Consider the following 21,827-nt stretch of genomic DNA (forward strand, 5'->3'; position numbering starts at 1 on the left):
CTCAGACATGCCAGTTGGCTCAGAAGTTTGGCGAAGTCCCTTTGGTTCATGTCGCACCTCCATCACCGCTCTTCTCCCACACTTTGGGTTGCTGTCCAGAACTTCAACAGCTAATTCAGACATAGCCTATGACAGCCTGCTGGAAGCCGGTTACAGCTACAGCTCCAGTATCTATCCAATAGCACACGACCATTACGGCATGCCGGATTCACCCCGATTTGCCTATGAAGTGCGACCCGGTCTGACCGAGATCCCGATCACCACGGTGCGCCTGTTTGAGCGCAACTTCCCCTCCAGTGGTGGCGGTTACTTCCGGCTGTTGCCCTACCCGGTGTCACGCTGGCTGATCCAACGCGTCAACACGCGCGACCGGCAGCCCGGCATGTTTTATTTCCACCCCTGGGAGATCGACCCCGACCAACCTCGCATTGCGGGCATCAACCGTAAGGCGCAGTTCCGCCACTACGTCAACATTGGGCAAACCCAGGCGCGCCTGGACCGCCTGCTCAGTGATTTCAAGTGGGGCCGGGTGGACAAAGTGTTTTTGAACCAGATCACACCGTTGCCGCTGGCGGCCTGACATCGGCATGACACAGGTTAAACGCCTTTCACCCACCGACACAACCACCGCCCAGCGCTGGGATAAGTTTGTGTTGGCCTGCCCACAGGCCACTTTTTTCCACCGTGCCGGCTGGCAAACCATCGTCACCGATGTGTTCAAACACGACAGCTATTTTTTGTACGTGGAAGGTGCAGACGGCCAGATCGAAGGGGTGCTGCCGCTCGGCCATATCCACAGCTGGCTGTTTGGCAACTCGCTGACCAGTCTGCCGTTTGCGGTCTATGGCGGCGCAGCGGCCAGCACTGAACAGGCAGCGGCGGCACTGGAGCAGGAAGCTCAGAAAATCGCCAAAAGTCTGGGCGTAGACCACCTGGAACTGCGCCACGTGGACAACCGCCATCCCGACTGGCCGACGCAAGAGCTGTATGTGACCTTTCGCAAAGAGATCCTGCCGTCGGAAGAGGCCAACATGCTGGCCATACCGCGCAAACAACGCGCCATGGTGCGCAAAGGCATCAAGAACGAGCTGCGCAGCGAAATCGACCCCAAGGTAGACCGCTTTTTTGCCCTGTTTGCCGACAACGTCCACCGCCACGGTACCCCGGCCTTGCCCAAGAAATACTTCCAGGCGCTCATGCGGGTGTTTGGCCCAGACTGCGAAGTACTCACCGTGGTCGCACCCGATGGCAAACCGCTGAGCAGTGTGCTGAGCTTTTACTTCCGCGATGAGGTGCTGCCCTATTACGCTGGAGATGACGAAGCCGCACGCGACCTGGCCGCCAACGACTTCAAATACTGGGAGCTGATGCGCCGCGCCTGCACACGCGGGCTCAAGGTATTTGACTACGGCCGCAGCAAAAAAGACACCGGCCCTTACGCCTTCAAAAAAAACTGGGGCTTTGAGCCAACCCAGCTGCACTACGCATACCGACTGTACAAACGCGACGACATCCCGCAAAACAACCCGTCCAATGCCAAGTTCAAGCTGCTGATTAACACCTGGCGGCGTATGCCGATTGGCCTGGCCAACTGGCTAGGCCCGTTCATCGTACGTAACCTGGCCTGAGGCAGCACATGGGCAAGCTGCTTTACCTGGTGCACCGCCTGCCCTATCCACCCAACAAGGGTGACAAGGTGCGCTCTTACCATTTGCTCAAACACCTGACACAACAGCACCGGGTGTTTCTGGGCACCTTCATCGACGACCCGGCGGACGAGGTTTACCTCGACACGGTACGTGGGCTCTGCCCGGATCTGTTTGTGGCCCGCCTGCACCCGCGCAGCGCCAAATTGCGCAGCCTCGTCGGGTTGCTCACCGGGCAATCGCTCAGCCAGCACTACTACCAACATGCCGGCTTGCAAAGCTGGGTAAAACAAACACTGGCCGAGCACAACATCAACGCCGTGGTGATTTTCTCGTCAGTCATGGCGCAGTACATCCAGGTGTCGTCCAAAGTGCCGATGCTGGTGGACTTTGTGGACGTGGACTCGGCCAAATGGACCCAATACGCGCCCGACCACCGCTGGCCGCTGTCCTGGCTGTACCGACGCGAAGGTGAACGACTGCTGGCCTTCGAGCGCAGTGTGGCCCAGCGCGCCCAGCGCTCATTCTTTGTGACCGACAACGAAGCAGCCATGTTCAGGCAGCTGGCGCCGGAAAGCGCCTGTACCGTCGAGGCCATCAGCAACGGGGTCGATGCCGAGTTTTTTGCTCCTGAGCCGAGCCGACCATCCCCTTTTGCTGGCACAACTGATCAGCAGAAACCCATCCCGCTGGTGTTTACCGGTGCCATGGACTACTGGCCTAACATCGATGCCGTGACCTGGTTTGTGACCGACATGCTACCGACGCTGCGCCAACAGTGGCCACAGCTGTGTTTTTACATCGTGGGCCGCAGCCCGCCACCCGCGGTGCAGGCGCTGGCCGGCCCGGGCGTGGTGGTGACCGGCACGGTGCCCGATGTGCGACCCTATCTGCAGCACGCGGCGGTGGTGGTGGCGCCTTTGCGGGTGGCACGGGGCATTCAGAACAAGATTCTGGAGGCCATGGCCATGGCCCGACCAGTGGTGGCATCTGACTCGTGTGCACAGGCCATCCATGCCGAATCTGAGACCGAGTTGTTGTCCGCCACCAACCCGCCCGACTTCGTCGTCCAGATCAGCGCCTTGTTGGCCTCACCTGAGCGCAGTGCGCGTGTAGGCAATGCCGGGCGACAACGGGTGCTCAGTGATTACAGTTGGTCTGCCCACTTGTCCAAAATCGACACCTATCTGAACCCGAAGGCCCATCCATGACCCCTGCTGTGCAACTCAAACCTCAACACCACTGGCCCCGTGCCGGTCTGTTGTTTGGCTTGCTGGCGGTCGTTTTGGTGGCGCTGTACTTTGACACTGCCAGTGCCATGGTGGGCATCTGGTGGCGCTCCGAGACCTTCACCCACGGCTTCCTGGTGCTACCGCTGGTGCTGTGGATGGTGTGGCGCCGCCGCTTACATCTGTCCCATCTTCAACCTCAGCCCAGCGCCTGGGGTCTGGCGGCGCTGCTGTTGGTCGGTTTTGGCTGGCTGCTGGGTGACCTTGTCGCGGTAAACGCGCTGACGCAACTGGCGTTTGTGGCCATGCTGGCGCTGCTGGTGCCAACTTTGCTAGGGCTGGCGGTGGCACGTTCGCTGCTGTTCCCGCTGACTTTCCTGTTTTTTGCGGTGCCATTTGGCGAATTCGCCATGCCCCAGCTGATGGCATGGACTGCCGATTTCACCGTGCTGGCCTTGCGCCTGAGTGGTATTCCGGTCTACCGCGAGGGTCTGCAGTTTGTCATCCCCTCGGGCAACTGGTCGGTGGTGGAAGCCTGCAGTGGCGTGCGTTACCTGATTGCCTCACTCACCGTGGGCACCCTGTTTGCCTACCTGAACTACCAGTCCTCAAAACGACGGGTGTTGTTCATCATCGTCTCGATCCTGGTCCCGGTGCTGGCCAACTGGTTGCGTGCCTACATGATCGTGATGCTGGGCCACCTGTCTGGTAACAAGCTGGCCGCCGGGGTCGACCACATCATCTACGGCTGGGTATTTTTTGGCTTTGTCATTTTGCTGATGTTTTGGATCGGTGCACGCTGGTCCGAGCCGGAACCCAGTGTCAGCGCGGCCGACATCGACTCGGTCACCCTCAACAAGCCTCTGCCGGGCGGCACCCCAATGACACGTCCCCGGTTCGAGCTGTTTACGCTGCTGGCAGCGCTGATCCTGGCCTGGCCACTGGCCGCACGCTTGGCTCTGGATCACAACAACGCGACTGCGCCGGTACAGCTATCGGCACCAGCCGAGTTGTCGACCAATTGGGTGGCAGATACCAGTGCGCCGGCCATCTTTGAACCCGCTTTCCAGAACCCGTCGGCAAGTCTCAATACCAGCTATGGCCAGGGTGAACAGCGTGTTGGCCTGTATCTCGGTTATTACCGTCAGCAAAACTACCAACGTAAACTGGTCAGTTCTCAAAACGTGCTGGTCCAGTCCCAAGATCCCCTCTGGGCGCAGGTGGTCAGCGGCACTTCATCCATTACTTTTAATAGCAAACAAGTCAATATCCGTCAGGGTGAACTGCGAAAAGTATCCGTATCCGCCAGTCCCACCGATGAACGTCTGATTGCCTGGCAGCTGTATTGGGTCAATGGTCAACTCACGGCCAGCGACATCCATGCCAAGCTGTACGGCGCGCTGCAGCGACTGCTGGGACGGGGTGACGACTCCGCTGTCGTGATCCTCTACACCCACAAAGGCCAAGGTGCAGAAGGTGCGGAGCGCCTGCAGCGTTTTGTGCAGGCCAATGGGCCACGCATCATCGCGTTGCTGGAAACCGCCCAACACACCCCAACCCATCCCTGAGCAAAAACTATGTGTGGCATCGCCGGACTTTTTGACACGCGCGGCAAACGCGACTTTGCGCCCAAACTGATGGAGCGTATCAACAACGTGCAGGCCCACCGCGGCCCGGATGAACTCGGCCTGCACCTGGAGCCAGGCCTAGCCTTTGGTCACCGGCGCCTGTCGGTGATCGACCTCTCCACCGGGCAACAGCCGCTGTTCAACGAAGACCACAGCGTGGCCATCGTCTTCAACGGCGAGATCTACAACTACCAAGCACTGACCACCGAGCTAAAAGCGCTGGGCCATGTGTTTCGCACCCGCAGCGACACCGAGGTCATCATCCACGCCTGGGAAGCCTGGGGCGAGGCCTGTGTGCAGCACCTGCGCGGCATGTTTGCTTTTGCCGTGTGGGACCGCAACCAACAAACGCTGTTTCTGGCGCGTGACCGAATGGGCGTCAAGCCGATGTTCTACGCGCTGCTCAACGATGGCAGCTTTATTTTTGGCTCCGAGCTTAAGGTCATCACCGCGCACCCAGACTTTGTCCGCAACATCGACCCGCTGGCAGTGGAAGAGTACTTTGCGCTGGGCTACGTGGCCGACCCGCGTTGCATCTACACCGGTGCGCACAAGCTGGCGCCAGCACACACCCTGACGCTGCGCCATGGCCAGGGCTTGCCAGAGCCCAAATCTTATTGGGACGTGGTCTTCACACTGGACAACACCATCAGCGCCGAAGATGCGGTGCATGAACTGCGCGCACGCTTGGACGAATCGATTCGACTGCGCCTGATGGCCGAGGTGCCGCTGGGGGCCTTCCTGTCCGGTGGCGTGGACTCCAGCGCTGTGGTGGCCACCATGGCCAGTGTGTCGACCACCCAGGTGCGCACCTGCGCCATCGGTTTTGACGACCCCAAGTTCAACGAATCCGCTTTTGCCCAGCAGGTGGCCGAGCGTTACCACACCGACCACCACCTGGAAATTGTCAAAAGCGACGACTTCGACCTGATCGACACCCTGGCCAGGCTGTACGACGAACCTTTTGCCGACAGTTCCGCCATCCCGACCTACCGCGTTTGCCAGCTGGCGCGCAAACATGTCACCGTGGCTCTGTCGGGTGATGGTGGTGACGAGAGTTTTGGCGGCTACCGGCGCTACCGCCTGCACGCTGCCGAGGAGCGTGCCCGCAACATGGTGCCTCTGGGCCTGCGCCAGCCGCTGTTTGGCGCACTGGGCCAGCTGTTTCCCAAGCTGGACTGGGCACCACGTATGTTCCGCGCCAAAACCACCTTGCAGGCGCTGGCGTTGAACTCCACCCAGGCCTATTTACACAGCGTCTCGGTGCTACGTTCTGATGAGCGTGAGGCCCTTTATTCATCAGGGTTCAAGCGCGCTTTAGCTGGATACCGTGCGAAAGAAGTGTTCAAACACCACGCAGCCAAGGCCAACACCACCGACCCGCTGGCGCTGGTGCAGTACCTGGACTACAAAACTTGGTTGGTCGGTGACATCAATACCAAGGTGGACCGTGCCAGCATGGCGCACTCGCTCGAAGTGCGTGAACCGCTGATGGACCATGAGCTCATCGAATGGCTGGCCACCCTGCCCAGCGAGCTCAAGATCAAGGGCAAGGAAGGCAAATGGCTGCTCAAAAAAGCCTTTGAGCCCAGCCTGCCCAACGATGTGTTGTACCGGCCCAAGATGGGGTTCTCGGTGCCCTTGGCCAAGTGGTTGCGTGGCCCCTTGCGCGAGCGCTTGCAACAAGCCGTGCTGGGGCCACAGTTGGAGGCCACCGGCTACTTCAACACCGACACGCTGCACACCATGGTGCGCCAACACTTGAGCGGCCAGCGCGACCACTCGGCACCGCTGTGGACCTTGCTGATGTTTGACGCGTTTTTGCGGCAGGCAGCAGAGCTGCCTGATGTTTTGTAGCCAAATTAGTCTTTAGCCCTTATAAAACATGGGCATGTTGCTATTGAATCAAAAGTATTCAATCTGAGTATGAACACCCGTCAGCGCCCGTGGACCGTGGTCATTTTTGCCTGCCGGGAGTCTTTGTCCCAGTTACGGCAAACGCTGGATGCCGCAAAGGTATCTGCCACCTCATGCGCGGTGATCCATGTCCTGATCAACGGCAACTCGGCATTGGCCAGCGCCTTTGCGCAAGATCTGACTCAGCGGCAAGTGAGCTCCACCAAAGATGAGGGTGGCCCCGCAGTCCAGGTCTGGTCCATCCCTCTGGGTGACAAAGCCAACGCATGGAACCAATACATCCATCAAATCTGGGCCGGTGAGGAAATTGCTTTTTTTATCGATGGTTATGTCAGAGTCAAGGCCAATGCCATTGAACTACTTGGACATGCTGTGATCAACAACGACCATGCACTCGGAGGTAGCGGTGTACCCACCATGGGACGAACAGCCATGGCGTTGCGGCAAGACATCATCACTAATTTGGGCTTTCACGGTAACTTTTGCTGCATCAAAGGCGCGGCAATTCGGCAAATGCGCGATCAACACATCCGCTTGCCCATGGGTTTGTACCGCACCGACGGTCTGATGAGAGCCATCCTCGTGTACTCACTTGACCCCGGTAGACACGCTTGGGATGAGTCGCGCATCCACGTTCACCCCGACGCAACCTGGCAAATCGACCCGGCTCACTGGTGGCATATTCAGGACGTGCATGCCTTCTTCAAACGCTATTTTCGGCAGCTTCGAGGCACACTGGAAAATGCCGCACTCAAGGACCACCTAACCCGCCGTCGACGCTCACCGGCAGAATTGCCGGCCACGGCCCGAAATCTGGTTCTGGAGTGGGCGATGCGATACCCAGATGACTTCAAACGCATAACGCGTAAAAATGTACTGGCAAAACAAGCACTCGCGTCATTTCAGTCTGTCGGTTTGATGCCAAGTCACACCATTAAGCCAACCCTCGTTTGGCACCATGACACCCAAACCACAAGTTAGTCCCAAGCGGGCCCTGATATCAGGGGCTTTCTGGACCGTGGGCACACGCTGGATGGTCAAGGGGCTGGGCTTTGTCAGTACCCTGATAGTTGCGCGTTTGTTGCTTCCCGCAGACTACGGCATTGTGGCCATGGCCACCCTGGCAGCCGGCCTGATCCAGGCCATGCTGGACTTTGGTGCCTCTACCGCGCTGCTGCGCAAAGGCGCGGTGACCCAGGCTGAGATCGATTCAGCCTGGACCTTGCGCCTGCTGGAAGGCTGTGCCATTGGCTTGCTTCTGCTTGGCGTGGCCCAACCCAGCGCCTTGTATTTCAAAGAACCCCGCGTTGAAGCGGTGATGTGGGTGCTGGCAGCCTGCATGGTCATCAGCAGCGCATCCAATATCGGCTTCACCCTGGCGCAGAAGGAATTCAATTTTTCGCTGCAGTTCCGTCACAACCTGATCTGCAAATCCATGGGTGTTTTCTCCACCATCGCTGCCGCGTACCTGTTGCGTGACTACCGCGCCCTGGTCATTGGTGTAGTGACCGGTTATGTCAGCGGATGCGTCATGAGCTACGTCATGCACCCCTACCGCCCCCGCTGGAACACGACCCAGATTGGCGAGATCTGGGCGGTGACCAAATGGCTCATGCTGGCCGGAGTGGGGGGGTTCTTTCTGCGAAAAAGTGACGAACTGATTGCCGCACGCATCGGCACCACAGGGGAATATGGGCTCTACAACGTGGGCGCAGACCTGGGCCAATTGCCCACCGGAGAACTCGGGCCAGCCATGCTGCGGGCTTTTTTGCCGGTCCTGTCCTCGATCCAGGACGATGTGGCCCGCACCAACCAGGCGGTGCTCAAGACCCTGTCTGCTGTCAACACCATCACCCTGCCGGTGGGTTTGGGCTTTGCGGCGGTGGCGACTCCGGCGACCGTGCTCCTGCTGGGTGCCCAATGGGTGGAAGCTGCCCCATTTGTTGCCTTGTTTGCGCTGGCTGGTGTCGTGCAATTTGCTGCGTCGCCACTCTCAACGCTGCTGGTTCTGCGGGGACACACACGTTTACAAAACCACATTGTGTGGGCTGAATTTGCGGTGTTTGTGCTGTGCAGCCTGGTTTTGGTGCCGCAGCTCCATCTGCCTGGCTTGGTTTGGGCACGCATTGCAGCCAGCGGTGTCAATGCCATGGTCACGGCACTGTGCGCCAGCTTGTATTGCAAGCTTGCACTCAGTGCCATGGTCAAGGTGCTGCTGCGTCCCACACTAGGTGCTGTCAGCATGTATCTTCTGGTCAGCCTGGTGATGCCATGGGTGCCTGGCAGCGCCTGGAGTCTGGCGATTTGCGTCACGCTGGGCGCCTTGGCCTACACAAGCTGGACCCTTCTCACCTGGTTTGCCGCAGGCAGGCCAGAGGGGCTGGAGTCGACCATCTACGACTTTTTGGCATCTGGCAAACGCGCCTGATGCCACAGGAGACACAGCGTGCAAGTGGTTCCCGTTTTTGTTGTCAGTTTAAAAAGCGCCACGGCTCGGCGAGCGGCCCTCAAGTCGCATCTGGATGCTTTGGGCATCCAGTTCGAATGGATCGACGCCGTCAGAGGTGATGCGCTTAGTCCGCAGTACCGCCAAGAAGTCAACCCCACCGGGAATATGTCACCCGGGCAACTGGGCTGCTACCTGTCGCATATCCACATCTATGAACGCATCATTGAACAGAAGCTGCCGGTGGCACTGGTTCTGGAAGACGACGCGGTTTTGCACCCCAGCGTGAAAAACCTTGTGGCAACAGGTTGCCAACATCTGGAGTTTGATTATTGTTTTTTGGGCAGTGACGACCGGGGTGATGCCGGTTTTGTGTTCTACAACGCGGCGACACCGGTCCCCCTGAGTAAGGCACACCTGAGTTACCCGCTTTCCTCTGGGCCTTTTTGCACCCATGCCTACTGCATCACGCTCCAGGGAGCCCAAAACAGGCTGGCGTGTGCGTATCCCGCGCGCAGTGCCATCGACCATTACCACCATTTGCCCTACACCCCCCGCTTGATGGCCGTGGTGCCCATGCTGGCATTTGTTCATGAGCTGAGTGCTGAGCAATCCATGTCTTCACTGAACTGGTCGGCGCTGCAGACCGTGACACGCAAACACTGGTGGTACTACCCGCTACGTGATGTGCTGAAGTTGAAGGTGTTGAAAAAGTGGCTGGCACGCAGGCACACCAGGTTTCCCCATCCGGGTCAATGGCGATCGTTCCCCTCTGCCTTCAGAGTGGTTCGTAAAAACACACTCAAGCGTTCTGCAGATGCCTGATGACAACGCCCTCTGGAGCGCCCGGTTTACACTGTCAGCCACGGTCATTTAAATCCAATCGGCCGCACCGATAGTCTGCCAACCTATGCCTACCCAAAAAGTCCTCATCATCTTCGGCACCCGCCCTGAGGCCATCAAGATGGCTCCCGTGGTCAAGGGTTTTCAAGCAGCTTTCCCAAAGATCCAAACCGTGGTTTGTGTCACCGCACAACACCGCCAGATGCTGGATCAGGTGCTCAAACTGTTTGACATCACCCCGGAGCATGATCTGAACATCATGAAACCCGGACAAGACCTGTTTGACATCACCAGCAACATCCTCATCGGCCTCAAAGCTGTGCTAGCTGCTGAGAAACCCGACCTGGTGCTGGTGCACGGCGACACCACCACCACTTTGGCTGCCAGCCTGGCGGCTTATTACGCGGGTGTCCCGGTGGGCCACGTCGAGGCCGGTCTGCGCACCGGCAACAAACACGCACCGTTCCCCGAGGAAATCAACCGCAAACTCACCGGCGCCATTGCCGACATCCACTTTGCCCCCACCGATGCCGCGCGCCAAAACCTGCTACGTGAAGGTGTTGACCCCGCCACCATCTATATCACCGGCAACACCGTGATTGACGCCCTACTTGCCGTCTCGCAGCGACTCAAAAACCAGCCTGAACTCAGCACCGATTTTGACGAACAGTTCCAGTTTCTGGATGCCAGTAAAAAACTCATTCTGGTCACTGGCCACCGCCGTGAGAATTTTGGCGAAGGTTTCCAAAACATCTGCCAAGCCCTTGCTGATATTGCCTGTAGCGCTCCTGATATTGAAGTACTTTACCCGGTGCACCTGAACCCCAACGTGCGCCAGCCGGTGGCCGACATCCTGGCAGCGCGTCAGTTGTCCAATGTGCACCTGATCGACCCGGTGGACTATTTGCCTTTTGTTTATCTGATGAACCGCGCCCATCTCATCATCACCGACAGCGGCGGTGTGCAAGAGGAAGCACCGTCGCTGGGCAAACCGGTGCTGGTGATGCGCGACACCACCGAACGCCCCGAGGCGGTGGCCGCGGGCACCGTCAAGCTGGTGGGCACCTCACGCGAGACGATTGTCAAGGAATGCCTCAACCTGCTGAACAACCCGGCCAACTACCAGCGCATGTCGCAGGCGCACAACCCTTATGGGGATGGCCAAGCGACACAGCGCATTGTTGATACTGTTTTATCCATCCAAACGCGTTAAAAGGGGATCTTTGTCATGGCACGCCTGAGTCAAAAAATCATCGTCATGGGCCTGGGCTACATCGGCCTGCCCACCGCCTCTATGCTGGCTACCAAGGGGCACCAGGTGCTCGGCGTGGATGTGAGCGAACACGCGGTGAACACCATCAACAGTGGCCGCATCCACATCATCGAGCCCGATCTGGATATCCTGGTGCGCTCTGCGGTCAACAGCGGCAACCTCAAGGCCTCCCTCACCCCCGAAGAAGGTGACACCTTCATCATCGCCGTGCCGACACCGTTCATGGAAGTGGATGGCAACCCCAAAGCGCCCGACCTGACCTATGTGGAGGCGGCCACCCGCGCCATCGTCCCTTACTTGCGTGAGGGCAACCTGGTCATCTTGGAGTCGACCTCACCGGTCGGCACCACCGAGTTCATCTACAACACCATTGTTGACATGCGCCCGGAACTGACGGGCAAGATCCACTGTGCGCACTGCCCCGAACGGGTGCTGCCCGGCCACATCCTGCGCGAACTGGTGGACAACGACCGCATCGTTGGTGGCCTGACCAAATCTGCCAACGAACAAGCGCGCGACCTCTACAAGAGTTTCTGCAACGGTGCCATCCTGCTCACCGACAGCAAAACCGCTGAACTCTCCAAACTGGTGGAAAACTCCTTCCGTGACGTCAACATCGCTTTTGCCAATGAGTTGTCACTGATTTGTGATCACCTGGGTATCAATGTCTGGGAAACCATCTCGTTGGCCAACCGACACCCTCGTGTCAACATCCTACAGCCCGGCCCTGGCGTCGGTGGGCATTGCATTGCGGTGGACCCCTGGTTCATCGTCTCCAGCGCACCAGAACAAGCCAAACTGATCAAAACCGCGCGTCAGGTCAACGACGCCAAGCCGCATTGGGTCATCGACAAGGTCAAGGCCAAGGCGGCACGTTTCAAAGATCCCGTCATTGCCTGTCTGGGCCTGGCCTTCAAGGCCAATATCGACGACACGCGTGAATCACCCGCGCTGGAAATTGTCAAAGACCTGATTGCCCAAAACGTCGGTCGGGTCATGGCCTGTGACCCGAATGTGCGTGCCGAGAAGCTCGCCTTTCCGCTCTTTGATCTGAAACAGGTCTTGAAAGAAGCCGACATCCTGCTGCTGCTGGTGGACCACACCGAGTTCAAGGAGATGGACATGGATGCCATCCGCGACAAAGTGGTGATCGATACCCGGGGCGTGTTGCGTTAACCATGCGAATCCTGCACGTTCTGGACCACTCCATCCCGCTGCACAGCGGCTACACCTTTCGCACCGCCTCGCTCCTGCGTGAGCAGCGGGCACTGGGCTGGGACACCTTTCACATCACCTCACCCAAGCAGGGCGATACCCAGGAATCTGAAGAGTCGGTTGATGGCCTGCACTTCTACCGCACAGCAAGTGGCACCGGCCTGATGGCAGATCTGCCCGTGGGTCGGGAAGTGGCTTTGATGAAGGCACTTGGGGAGCGGCTGGAGCAGGTCGCCCGCATCGTCGAACCCGACATCATCCACGCCCACTCCCCCGTGCTCAACGCTTTGCCCGCGCTCAAGGTGGGGCGCAAGCTGGGCATCCCGGTGGTGTATGAAATCCGGGCCTTCTGGGAAGACGCTGCGGTGGACCACGGCACCACCAACCAAGGCAGCCTGCGTTACCGCGCCACGCGTGGCCTGGAAACGCGGGCCATCCGGCGTGCTGACCATGTGTTCACCATTTGTGAAGGCCTGCGTGCCGATATCGTCGCGCGCGGCATCCCCAGCAGCAAAGTCACCGTCATTCCCAATGCCGTCAATGTGGAGTCGTTCCAGTTAGGTAGCCCGCCTGACCCGGCCTTGCTGGACAAGTTGGGCCTGACTGGCAGCACGGTGGTGGGGTTTATCGGCTCGTATTACGCCTACGAGGGACTTGACCTGCTGGTGGCTGCGCTTCCGCAACTGATTGCCGCCCGGCCCGATATCAAGCTGCTGCTGGTAGGCGGCGGCTCACAAGAAGTCAACTTGCGCCAGCAGGCCCAGCAGCTTGGTGTGGCCGACAAGGTGGTGTTTGCGGGCCGCGTGCCACACCAGGACGTCAACAAATACTACGATCTGATCAAGGTGCTGGCCTACCCGCGCCACCCGATGCGCCTGACCGAACTGGTCACACCTCTGAAGCCACTGGAAGCCATGGCCCAAGGCCAGTTGTTTGTGGCGTCCGACGTGGGCGGCCACAAAGAGCTGGTGCAACACAACCAGACCGGCGTGTTGTTCAAGGCCGGTAGCGCTGATGCATTGGCGCAGTCGCTGCTGGGCTTGCTCAATAACCCGGACTTGTGGCCGGTGCTCAAAGCCAATGGGCGCGAATTTGTCGAGAATGTGCGCAACTGGAAGAACAGTGTGGCCAACTATGTGGGGCCGTATGAGGCGCTGGCACGGCCTGGTCATGGGCGCTAATTTGATGCACAAAATCAACCTCTAGCCCTTATAAAACAAGGGCAGGTAGCTACTGTATTTATATTGACTTGGGGGAAGCCTGCATGTACCCACTCAACCAGACAAGAAGGCGTTATGTGACATCGGCTTTGTCGGTGGTGGCCCTGTTCAGTATGGGTGCATGGTCATCACGCACCCAAGCGGCCACCAAAGCGACTGCGAGTTTTGCGCAAGCCAACCTGCTGCGCCTGGCGCGTCAGCCAGACGCTGCACGGGTGGGCGAGGCGATGCTGCCACAGTTGGCATATCCAACACCCCAGGCACTGGTGCAAACACTGGCCTCTCGGCTATCAGGGTTTCTGGGCAGCGACCTGCGCCAGGTCTGTGACACCGGCCAGCTCCAGCTGGCGTTTCAGAAAGCCGTGCAGGACGACTTTGCACAGGGTCGATGCCAGACAGTCAGCGGCTGGGTATTGACTCACACCGAGGTCGAACTCTGTGCGCTGGCCGCCTTGTCTGCCCACCACGCCTGACTTCGTCCAGACAACATCAGCTGGTTGATTTGCGTTCCCGTGCACCCGCGCGACGGATGTAGTCGCCCAGCACACAGTAGGCGATGGTCGCCAGATAACGCGGCCCAAGGCGACCAACGTTGAACTTGGAGACACCGCCATCTCGGTCACGCCAGCTGTTGGGAATGATCTTGGCGCGGGCCCCTGACAACACCGCCTTAACCGACATTTCCACCGTGAGGTTGAAGTCGGCGCTGATCAGCGGGGCCATGGTCTCCACCACGTGGCGGCGATACCCTTTGAACCCGTTGGTGAAATCACGGTACTCACGGAAACCGGTTAGGTAGGCGATCAACAGATTGCCAGCGCGATTCAACATTTTTTTGACCAGCGGGTAGTCCTGCACCTGAGTTTGCCCGGAAAAACGGTTGCCAAAAGCACAGTCGTAACCGTCGGCCAGGGCCTGGGCGTAGGCCACCACGTCACTCGGGCTGTCGGAGCCATCGGCCATGGACACAATCACCGCATCACCCTCAAAACTGCTCAGGCCAGCACGCACCGCCAGACCGTAGCCACCCTTGCCGTGATTCCTGATCGGTTTAACAGCAGGGATTTCTGCAGACAAGCGACTCAGAATGGCCCAGGTGCTGTCACTGGACTGGTCCTCCACGACGCGGATTTCATAGGCTAGGCCAGCCGTAGCCAGCGCGCTGGACAGCGCACGAACCGTCGGCTCGATCACCGCCTCTTCGTTGTAGGCCGGGATCACCACCGACACTTTGAAATGTGACTCAGCCATAACAACGCGCTGCCAGTTGGGCCGCCTCCTGAATGTCGACCAAGGGTGTGCTGGTGCGCCGCATTTCCACCGAACACCAGCCGGTGTAGCCGACGGCACGCAAAGCATCCCCCACGGCCAGATGGTCGGTCCGTGGGCTGGTAAACGGCCCCAGGTCGGGCTCTGAGGCATGCACGTGCACCAAGATGTCAGCCACCTGCGGCACCGCAGCCACCGGGTCGTCCCCGGCCAGCACGGTGCAGGCGGTGTCCAGATGCAAACCAATGCCGGGGTGGTTACAGCCGCGCACCAGTTCCTCGGCTTCTTGCCAGCGGGTGACAAAGTTGCAGTTGTAGTAGCTGGGGTTGGCCTCAATCGCCAAGATCACCCCGGCGTCGGCACACACCTGCCCGGCTTGCCGGAAAAATCCGATGGCGTGTTGCATCGCCTGCGCAGGTGTCAAGTCACCACGATCGCGGTTTTTGGGGGAGCCAAACACCAGCACCTTGGCCCGCAAAGCGGCGGCCAGTTCAGCCACGCGGGCCAGATGCTTGATCAGGTCCGCCTGCTGCTGCGTTGAGCCAAACACCTGCAAGTCTGGTCGTCCAAACAGCAGCGACTGCAGTGAGGGCGTCTCAAAACCTGCCCCAGCCATGGCTTGTGCATAAGCTGCTGCGGCCTCGGGTGTGGCACCCTCCCAGTTTGGCCACAGCCGTGTCGGTGCCACCTCGACGCCCTGCACCTGGTTGGCGCGCAGCAGGGCGAGCGCCGCCTGGTCTTCATCCGCAGCCCAGGCAATGTTGCTGAACGCCAACTTCATGGACTCACCCCTTCACTTGCCAGATAGGCGCCAAGCTGGTCCAGCACCGTGTCTGCCGACGCGATCCAGCCACCGCTGCCACCATACAGCGCTGCGTAGCGAGTGCGATGGTCATAGTGCGCCTCTGGGGCCGGGGTTTGACCGACCTGTTTGTTGGGAAAGTAGCGTTGCAGAATGGTGTGGGTGGCAACGGGCTGGGTGAACAGGTGCACCAGGTCCAACTGGTGTTCAAGCGCAACCGTGATGTCTGCCCATAAGCGGGTGATGTCGTAGTACTGGAAGCTGCTGGCGGGGTTGATGGCGGCCAGCATGTTGTTGTGCATCAGGTCGTAAATCACGTTCTTTTTGAGCCCGGGGCCAAACAGACCGGGCAACCTGACCACCAGTGTGTTGGCAAACTGCGCCCGCATGAACTGCTCCAATGCCAGCCGATGGGTGCCATAGGCGTGGTTTTTGCCCCTTGTGACATCCGCCGATTCGTCCTGCGGTGCGTCAGACGGGGGAATGGCATCCACCGTCGAGATCAGCACCAGCTGTTTGGCCTGCACAGTCTTGAGCAGCGCCATGATTTGTTGCAGGTTTTGCCAGTCTTGCGCAGGCTCTTTGTTTGCTATCCATTTATTAGCAGGTGCCCCAGAAAATACAAGGGTATCAAAGACTTTTCCTTCTATATCCTGAATGTTTCTGGAGTTAAAAAAAGACTCGAAGGTAGTTTGATTGCACAGGTTGGAACCGACAAACCCGGTATGCCCCACGATGGCGTTGTGTGTCATGCAGCTTGTTCCCTTTCTTCTGTCACGTTCAACTCCGGTGCATACGACATCACACTGCTGTTGCTTTGGGTGGTGTAAAAGTACAAGGGCCGTCGGCCAATGTTCTCAAGAATCTGCTGCATGTATTCCGACATCACCGCCAGCACCAGACTCAAGAAGAAAAACAGGATCGAGATCTGCAGTGACAACGACGCCCATCCCGCCGCCACAGTGGGATGGGTGAGCCAATACAACACCACGTAGATGCTGTAAATCACTGTCAGCAAACTGATGCCCACGGAAACAATCGACACCAGGCGCAACGGTTTGGGAGATAGGGACAAGGTCAGCTCCACCGCGCGGTAGCCCGAATACATCCAGTTCAAACCACCGCCTCCCGAGTTGGGCACGGGTTCGGGGTCGTAGACAATCTTTTCGATGCTGTAACCTGACAGGGCGGGCGCCACCGACAAAATCCGGTGCCGGTCCACCGCTTTCAGAATGAAGTTCAAGGCCCTGCGGCTGAACAGCCGGGCGCTGGAAAGCGCCGGTGGCAGCCGGATGTGGTTCAGCCGTCCGAGCGCTTTCAAAAACCGCTCTTCCATCTTGTAGTACGGTGTCCTGGCGGCGGCCCGCTCGCGGGTCACGGCATACACAATGTCCTTTTCGTCCAAAGCGACCCGGATCAACTCCCGCACCAGGCCCGGCGGGTCTTGGCGGGGGTCCAGCACAATCACATAGTCGCCAATGGCGTGGTCCAGTCCGGCAATGGTGGCAATGGCCATGCTGTATCGGTTGGCCAGGTTGAACAAAGCCAGGTTGGGCAGACGCGTCTGCAGCGCCGCCACTTTGGCCTGGGTGCGGTCGGTGCAACCGTTGTTGACCAGAATCACCTCGTAAAACTCGAAATCTGTGCGCAGGATATCGACCAGCCGCTCCACATACGCCTCAATGAAATCCTCGGCATCGAGCAAAGGCAAAACGACCGAGGGAAACACCTCCCTGGGAAGGCGTGTATTGGGTGCTTTGCTGGTACTCATGGTTTACTCCTGAGGGATGTTCACCCGGATATCGGGTGGCAGCAACTTGTCGATATAGGTCAGCACATCAAAAATGTTGTCGATCTTGCCGCCCATGATAGAGACCAGCCCGGGCATGGCCGCATCCCGGTGAAACAAAATCGGCCGGGCATCGTCCACGGCGGTTTTTGTCATCAAGGTCTTCACGTCAATCAATGGCTCAACCACCTCGACGTTCTGGATGCAGGGCACAAAACGCTGCGCGTCCCGAACCATCCACGGCCCGCGCGACCGGCCGACTTTGCCCTGCGGGTGGCCGCGCAAATAGTCTTCCAAGATCACCAGCGGGTTGACCGGCTGGCAGCTCTGGTTGTTTTCAACCCAGCTCACATGGTGGGTGTGGCGCACATGGGTCAGTGAATGCAAGCACCGTGCCGGAAAAGGCATGATCGAGAAGAATTCACCGTCCATCAAGGTGATGCCCCGGCCTTTGAGCTCGGGCGGCGGCTTAACCAGCAACACCTCTGAAATCTTGTGCTGCAGCGACATCTGCGGCACCCCCTGCCGACCACTGACATGGTTCAGTGCGGCATAACTGCAGTTAAACACCCAAGGCGCTGAAAAAACATCCCCCGCATGCGTTTTCACCAGCAAACCCTGTGCCGCTATGGGTGCGCCGGCCACACCCGTCACCCGGGTTAACAAATGCACCTGGATGCCCAGCTCCGGCATCACTTTGAGCGCCTGCGCCAGCAGCGCCCGGGCATCAAACGCAGGTTCCACCGCTTCAAAGACCTCTTCCACCAAGCGGTGGTCGAACAAACCGCGGTCTTCGGCAGTGGCACGTTGCAGCGGAATGCCCGAGGCCTTGCAAAAGTGCGCAAAACCGCGCGCCGACACCTTGGAGTCGTAACGCGCGATGGCGTACAAGGGCCGAAACTCGGTGAACACCGCCTCTGGGTAAACCTCACAAAACTGCGGCATGTTGGCGCGGCTGCGAATGGCCGTCTGAAAGCTGCGCGGGTAGTGGTAACCGTTGTGCAAACGCGCCTGGTTGACATAAGAGGCGCGTTGCATCAGTTCAGCCCCTTGCTCCAGCACATCCACGCGCCAGCCCTTCTGGGCCAGATGGATGGCCGTGGCGCAGCCAAAAAATCCGCCACCGATCACCACAGCACGTTTATCCGCCATCTTGGACACCCGAAGCATTCACCATGTGATAGATCGCAAAACCTGCACCGACCTGGAACACATTGAGACCATTCAGCACAGGCAGTGCACCATAGCGCTCTGGCCCCACCACCAGCAGGTATACCCCACCCAGCGCAGGCTGACCGGGCGAATGAACCTGTTCTGAGATGCTCTTGGCCAAAGCTATCAGATCAGATGGCTGGGGCACCTTGAAGGGGTTGTCTCCATGAAACTCTTTGATCGGCAAAAACTCGTTCAACACCACCATCGGCTGCTTGTGGCGATCCGCAAACGTCATGGGCACAAACACATTGCCATACACCGACGCGTAAGAGCCAATGTGTTTGAGAGGTGGATGCCACGTTTCGCGCGCGCCCGGCTTGGTCAACACCATGCTCGGCTCAGGCGCGGCCGTCGCGGCGAAAAGTGTTGAACCAGAGGGTATTTTTTGCATGGCGCTGACAATGCCTTCAATCACACCTTGGTGCGCTTTCCAGTCACTCATCAGGCCCACGGTTTTGAGCAGTCCAAGCCCAAGCGCGACCGTCAACACAAGGGCTTCTGCCCAACGTGTCGAGGTCTCCTTCGTGCCAAAGGCGAGCAAAGTCACCATCGCTGCCAATGGCACGATGCGCACATCTGCAAATGAAGACCCCAACATATCCGGTGGCAACACCACAAAGGCCAACCACAACAGAGCGGCTGCGGTCAGTACCCGTCGGTTAAGCATCAGTTGCCGGTTCAACCACAAGGTCAGCATCAAAGCGGCAAGACCCAGCAAAACCACCACGTCCGCCCATAAGACGCCACTTTGCAGGCTGAACAAGGCAGCATAGGGTTTTGCGCCTAACCAGGGGCTGTACACCAGGCCGTCACCTGCACGCTCCGACCCAGGAGACACCAACAAGAACAGCACCAAGGACGCTACAAATGGAAGAGCATCCAGCGTAAGCTCCCTAAGGGCTAATGGCCATTTTTCTCGTGAAATGGCCATCAGGTGGATGTGCAGTTGAAAAGAACCAACAAGAATTGCATAGACCGCAAAACCACCCATGTGACCCCACATCAGGAGCACAGCCACACCAAACGCCACCCAGCGACGTGTCCACCCGGAAGATGACCACAACCAAAGCGCGGCCCCCCACAACGCCAATGCTGCAGCAAACAGATAGTTAAAAAAGCCGAATAAAAATATACCGTTGTAGATCAGCAGTCCAGACAGTAGCGACCATGCGGACCAGCGTTTGAACGCAACGGCGTGCAGCACGACACAACCCCCCAAAAAAGCCAACTGCGTCAGCGCCAAAAACAGCTTGCTCGCCGCCACAGGCGACATCAAGAGAGTCAGGGGCAACACCACCGCATCCATCGCCATATTGGGCAATAACCAGCTACCAAACTGGTAGTAGGTACCTAGCAGCCCAGACTTCTCACCCAGCGACAGAATGGCCATACGGGCCAAGTGAAAGGGGTAGTCGTGCACCGGGACATAGGTCACCCAAAAAACAGGGGCTACAGAGAAAATGGCCAGCAGCAAGCCACCCGTGCCAATCCACCAACGCCGTAGACTCATGACAACCTCGCTTTCAGGTGGTCAGCCAAGCGCAATGCCAGCGCCACAATTGTCAGCGTCGGGTTGGCATACCCCCCGGTTGGAAAAACCGCACTGCCAGCGATGTAAAGGTTGTCGATGGAATGCACCCGAGCATCCGCATTCACCACCCCTTTTTCTGGGGATGTCGCCATACGCGCCGTGCCCATGTGATGGAACCCCCCTTTCATATTTTCTGGCCAAGCTGCCCCCGGGCGCAGGTCCAATCCAATCTTGGTTCGCCCCAGACCGATTTGGCCAAAACCTTCTGCCATCCAATTCAGCGCCGTCATCGCCGTGCGGCGGTCGTCGTCACCCATGCGCCAATCAACTTCAACCCGGCGCACACCATACCGATCCACGGATTTGCCCAAAGTGACACGGCTGTCAAACCTGGGCCGCTGCTCGAAACTCAAGTCAGCGACGGCACCCAGAATCTTGCCTGCACTCGCGTTGATCAAGTTGTCGTCTGACTTGAACAAAGTTTTATAGACACTGTTCGCAATCACATCCCAATCAGCCAGCATGTTGCTCACGTGCTCGCCCAAACGGTCTGGCACCTTGCCTGCAGCCAGTTCGGCATAGGTTTGCCGCATCGAATCCAAACCTTGCGCGGACTCCGTGCTGGGCTGCAACCAAATTCGAAATCCACCCACACCAGCTTCAAGGGCCTTGGTGGGGTTTGACGCCAGCATGCCAAAAAATCGCCCGCCAGCGATTTCTGACATATCAAAATACAGCGGCAGATTCAAAGGAATCTTCGCGGAAGAGGAAAATCGAACTGCGGCGCTGTTCGGTATCCAAGGGTGATCCTGAAAATACCGACCCACCAAATCATGCTCGTTGCCCGCGCCGTGGGTGTGCATCTGGGTCGATGACAGCAGAATTCGCGGCGTCTCAATGCCCCCCACTGCCAGGACGAACTGTTTGCCAGAGATTTTGATGTGCCGACCCGCCTTTGTGACGGCCGTGAGACCCACAACACGTTTGACCGACCCTGTGACCGCCTTGTCTGGCAACAACTCAAGCACATTGGCGCCGAGCAACACCTGAACATTGGGTGCGGCGTCCAACTCTTGCCGATAACGTTGGCCAAAGTGCGTTGGTGGACTCAGTTGGAAAATGGCCGTGCGCAATCTGTCTGTGGCAAAGGGGATCGCTCGCAACAACTCCCCCCCTTTTTGTCGCTGCCAGAACTGCACATCATCAAAAGCCACGGGGCCCAGCTCGGTGACCTTCCCTGCTGCCAGGTAATAACTGTCCAAACTCTTGCGGGATATCGGCCAGCCGCTTTCGGGCCAATCTTTGCGACTCTCAAAATCTTCCGGTTCCAGCGGCCGACACCAACCGGCCCAGCGATTGGTCGCGCCACCAAAATAGCGAACTCGAGACACATCCAGCGGCTGACTGGGTAAACCCACCAAGGCGCCCCGGCAGAGGTCTTGCTGATCCTCTTCCAGCTCCAGCCCACCACTCTCCAGCAGCAAGACAGACGTGCGGGTGTTGGCAAACTGACGCGCCAAGGTGATGCCGGCTGCCCCTGCACCAATGATCACCAGGTCTGCATAAAAGTCACTCACACCCGGGCTCGTCAATTGGATCAACATGCGCTTCCTTACAGGCACTGAAATAGATCAACGTGTCAAATCGCCCGGCTCGACAGCGCGGTGCCACACAATGCTAAGCCCTTGTGGCGAGTTCACGGCCATTTTTAACAGACCCTGTGACAACATGACAACGACACCGTGGCAATAAAACCCACGCGGGGGCATCCAGAACGTGATCGGACAGTCCTGTGTTCAGAAGG

18 protein-coding genes and 1 pseudogene are annotated in these 21,827 nt (G+C 58.5%); 12 read left to right on the plus strand and 7 right to left on the minus strand.

Annotated features, from left to right (window positions below; all coding sequences use genetic code 11):
* Nucleotides 1–124 precede the first annotated feature (124 nt).
* The 12 genes and pseudogenes from FDG13_RS07145 to FDG13_RS07200 all read left to right on the plus strand — a co-directional run.
* Nucleotides 125–580 (plus strand): annotated as a pseudogene (locus FDG13_RS07145) (DUF3473 domain-containing protein); the annotation flags it as partial.
* 7 nt (nucleotides 581–587) lie between these two features.
* Entirely contained in the window at nucleotides 588–1,628 is a 1,041-nt protein-coding gene (locus FDG13_RS07150) for a FemAB family XrtA/PEP-CTERM system-associated protein (RefSeq protein WP_180126197.1), read from the plus strand.
* Nucleotides 1,629–1,636: 8 nt separating this feature from the next.
* On the plus strand, nucleotides 1,637–2,857 hold the full coding sequence (locus FDG13_RS07155; RefSeq protein ID WP_180126199.1) for a TIGR03087 family PEP-CTERM/XrtA system glycosyltransferase: 1,221 nt from the start codon (nucleotides 1,637–1,639) through the stop codon (nucleotides 2,855–2,857).
* Complete coding sequence (xrtA, locus tag FDG13_RS07160; protein WP_180126201.1) at nucleotides 2,854–4,443, plus strand: exosortase A; 1,590 nt, start codon at nucleotides 2,854–2,856, stop codon at nucleotides 4,441–4,443. The genes FDG13_RS07155 and xrtA overlap by 4 nt, the downstream gene beginning before the upstream one ends.
* Before the next feature lie 9 nt (nucleotides 4,444–4,452).
* Nucleotides 4,453–6,360 (plus strand): XrtA/PEP-CTERM system amidotransferase, encoded by a 1,908-nt coding sequence (locus FDG13_RS07165; protein ID WP_180126203.1) that lies wholly within the window; start codon nucleotides 4,453–4,455, stop codon nucleotides 6,358–6,360.
* Between the two features lie 69 nt (nucleotides 6,361–6,429).
* A complete protein-coding gene (locus FDG13_RS07170) occupies nucleotides 6,430–7,401 on the plus strand; it encodes a hypothetical protein (protein ID WP_180126206.1) in 972 nt (323 codons plus the stop codon).
* A complete protein-coding gene (locus FDG13_RS07175; protein ID WP_180126208.1) occupies nucleotides 7,379–8,848 on the plus strand; it encodes a lipopolysaccharide biosynthesis protein in 1,470 nt (489 codons plus the stop codon). Before FDG13_RS07170 ends, FDG13_RS07175 begins: the two co-directional genes overlap by 23 nt.
* Nucleotides 8,849–8,866: 18 nt before the next feature.
* Nucleotides 8,867–9,691 (plus strand): glycosyltransferase family 25 protein, encoded by an 825-nt coding sequence (locus FDG13_RS07180; protein ID WP_180126210.1) that lies wholly within the window; start codon nucleotides 8,867–8,869, stop codon nucleotides 9,689–9,691.
* Nucleotides 9,692–9,776: 85 nt separating this feature from the next.
* The gene (gene wecB / locus FDG13_RS07185; protein ID WP_180126212.1) at nucleotides 9,777–10,922 is read left to right on the plus strand and encodes a non-hydrolyzing UDP-N-acetylglucosamine 2-epimerase; all 1,146 of its coding nucleotides are present in this window, start codon (nucleotides 9,777–9,779) and stop codon (nucleotides 10,920–10,922) included.
* Nucleotides 10,923–10,937: 15 nt separating this feature from the next.
* Entirely contained in the window at nucleotides 10,938–12,158 is a 1,221-nt protein-coding gene (gene wecC / locus FDG13_RS07190; protein WP_180126214.1) for a UDP-N-acetyl-D-mannosamine dehydrogenase, read from the plus strand.
* A gap of 2 nt (nucleotides 12,159–12,160) precedes the next feature.
* Nucleotides 12,161–13,378 (plus strand): TIGR04063 family PEP-CTERM/XrtA system glycosyltransferase, encoded by a 1,218-nt coding sequence (locus FDG13_RS07195; protein ID WP_180126216.1) that lies wholly within the window; start codon nucleotides 12,161–12,163, stop codon nucleotides 13,376–13,378.
* Nucleotides 13,379–13,461: 83 nt separating this feature from the next.
* A complete protein-coding gene (locus tag FDG13_RS07200; RefSeq protein WP_180126218.1) occupies nucleotides 13,462–13,890 on the plus strand; it encodes a hypothetical protein in 429 nt (142 codons plus the stop codon).
* Nucleotides 13,891–13,906: 16 nt separating this feature from the next.
* On the opposite strand, the gene FDG13_RS07205 is transcribed toward FDG13_RS07200, so the two are convergent.
* The 7 genes from FDG13_RS07205 to FDG13_RS07235 are packed head-to-tail and all read right to left on the minus strand — an operon-like array spanning nucleotide 13,907 to nucleotide 21,627.
* The gene (locus FDG13_RS07205) at nucleotides 13,907–14,668 is read right to left on the minus strand and encodes a glycosyltransferase family 2 protein (RefSeq protein ID WP_180126220.1); all 762 of its coding nucleotides are present in this window, start codon (nucleotides 14,666–14,668) and stop codon (nucleotides 13,907–13,909) included.
* Nucleotides 14,661–15,467, minus strand: coding sequence for a sugar phosphate isomerase/epimerase (locus tag FDG13_RS07210; protein ID WP_180126222.1), 807 nt, complete (start codon nucleotides 15,465–15,467; stop codon nucleotides 14,661–14,663). Before FDG13_RS07210 ends, FDG13_RS07205 begins: the two co-directional genes overlap by 8 nt.
* Entirely contained in the window at nucleotides 15,464–16,240 is a 777-nt protein-coding gene (locus tag FDG13_RS07215; RefSeq protein ID WP_370528183.1) for an NAD-dependent epimerase/dehydratase family protein, read from the minus strand. Before FDG13_RS07215 ends, FDG13_RS07210 begins: the two co-directional genes overlap by 4 nt.
* Entirely contained in the window at nucleotides 16,237–17,259 is a 1,023-nt protein-coding gene (locus FDG13_RS07220) for a glycosyltransferase (RefSeq protein WP_180126226.1), read from the minus strand. Before FDG13_RS07220 ends, FDG13_RS07215 begins: the two co-directional genes overlap by 4 nt.
* 3 nt (nucleotides 17,260–17,262) lie before the next feature.
* The gene (locus tag FDG13_RS07225; RefSeq protein WP_180126229.1) at nucleotides 17,263–18,429 is read right to left on the minus strand and encodes an FAD-binding oxidoreductase; all 1,167 of its coding nucleotides are present in this window, start codon (nucleotides 18,427–18,429) and stop codon (nucleotides 17,263–17,265) included.
* The gene (locus FDG13_RS07230) at nucleotides 18,419–20,002 is read right to left on the minus strand and encodes a hypothetical protein (RefSeq protein ID WP_180126231.1); all 1,584 of its coding nucleotides are present in this window, start codon (nucleotides 20,000–20,002) and stop codon (nucleotides 18,419–18,421) included. Before FDG13_RS07230 ends, FDG13_RS07225 begins: the two co-directional genes overlap by 11 nt.
* Nucleotides 19,999–21,627 (minus strand): GMC oxidoreductase, encoded by a 1,629-nt coding sequence (locus FDG13_RS07235; protein WP_180126233.1) that lies wholly within the window; start codon nucleotides 21,625–21,627, stop codon nucleotides 19,999–20,001. Before FDG13_RS07235 ends, FDG13_RS07230 begins: the two co-directional genes overlap by 4 nt.
* Nucleotides 21,628–21,827 lie beyond the last annotated feature (200 nt).

Source organism: Rhodoferax sp. BLA1 (assembly GCF_013416775.1).
In the GTDB taxonomy this organism is placed as follows: domain Bacteria; phylum Pseudomonadota; class Gammaproteobacteria; order Burkholderiales; family Burkholderiaceae_C; genus Rhodoferax.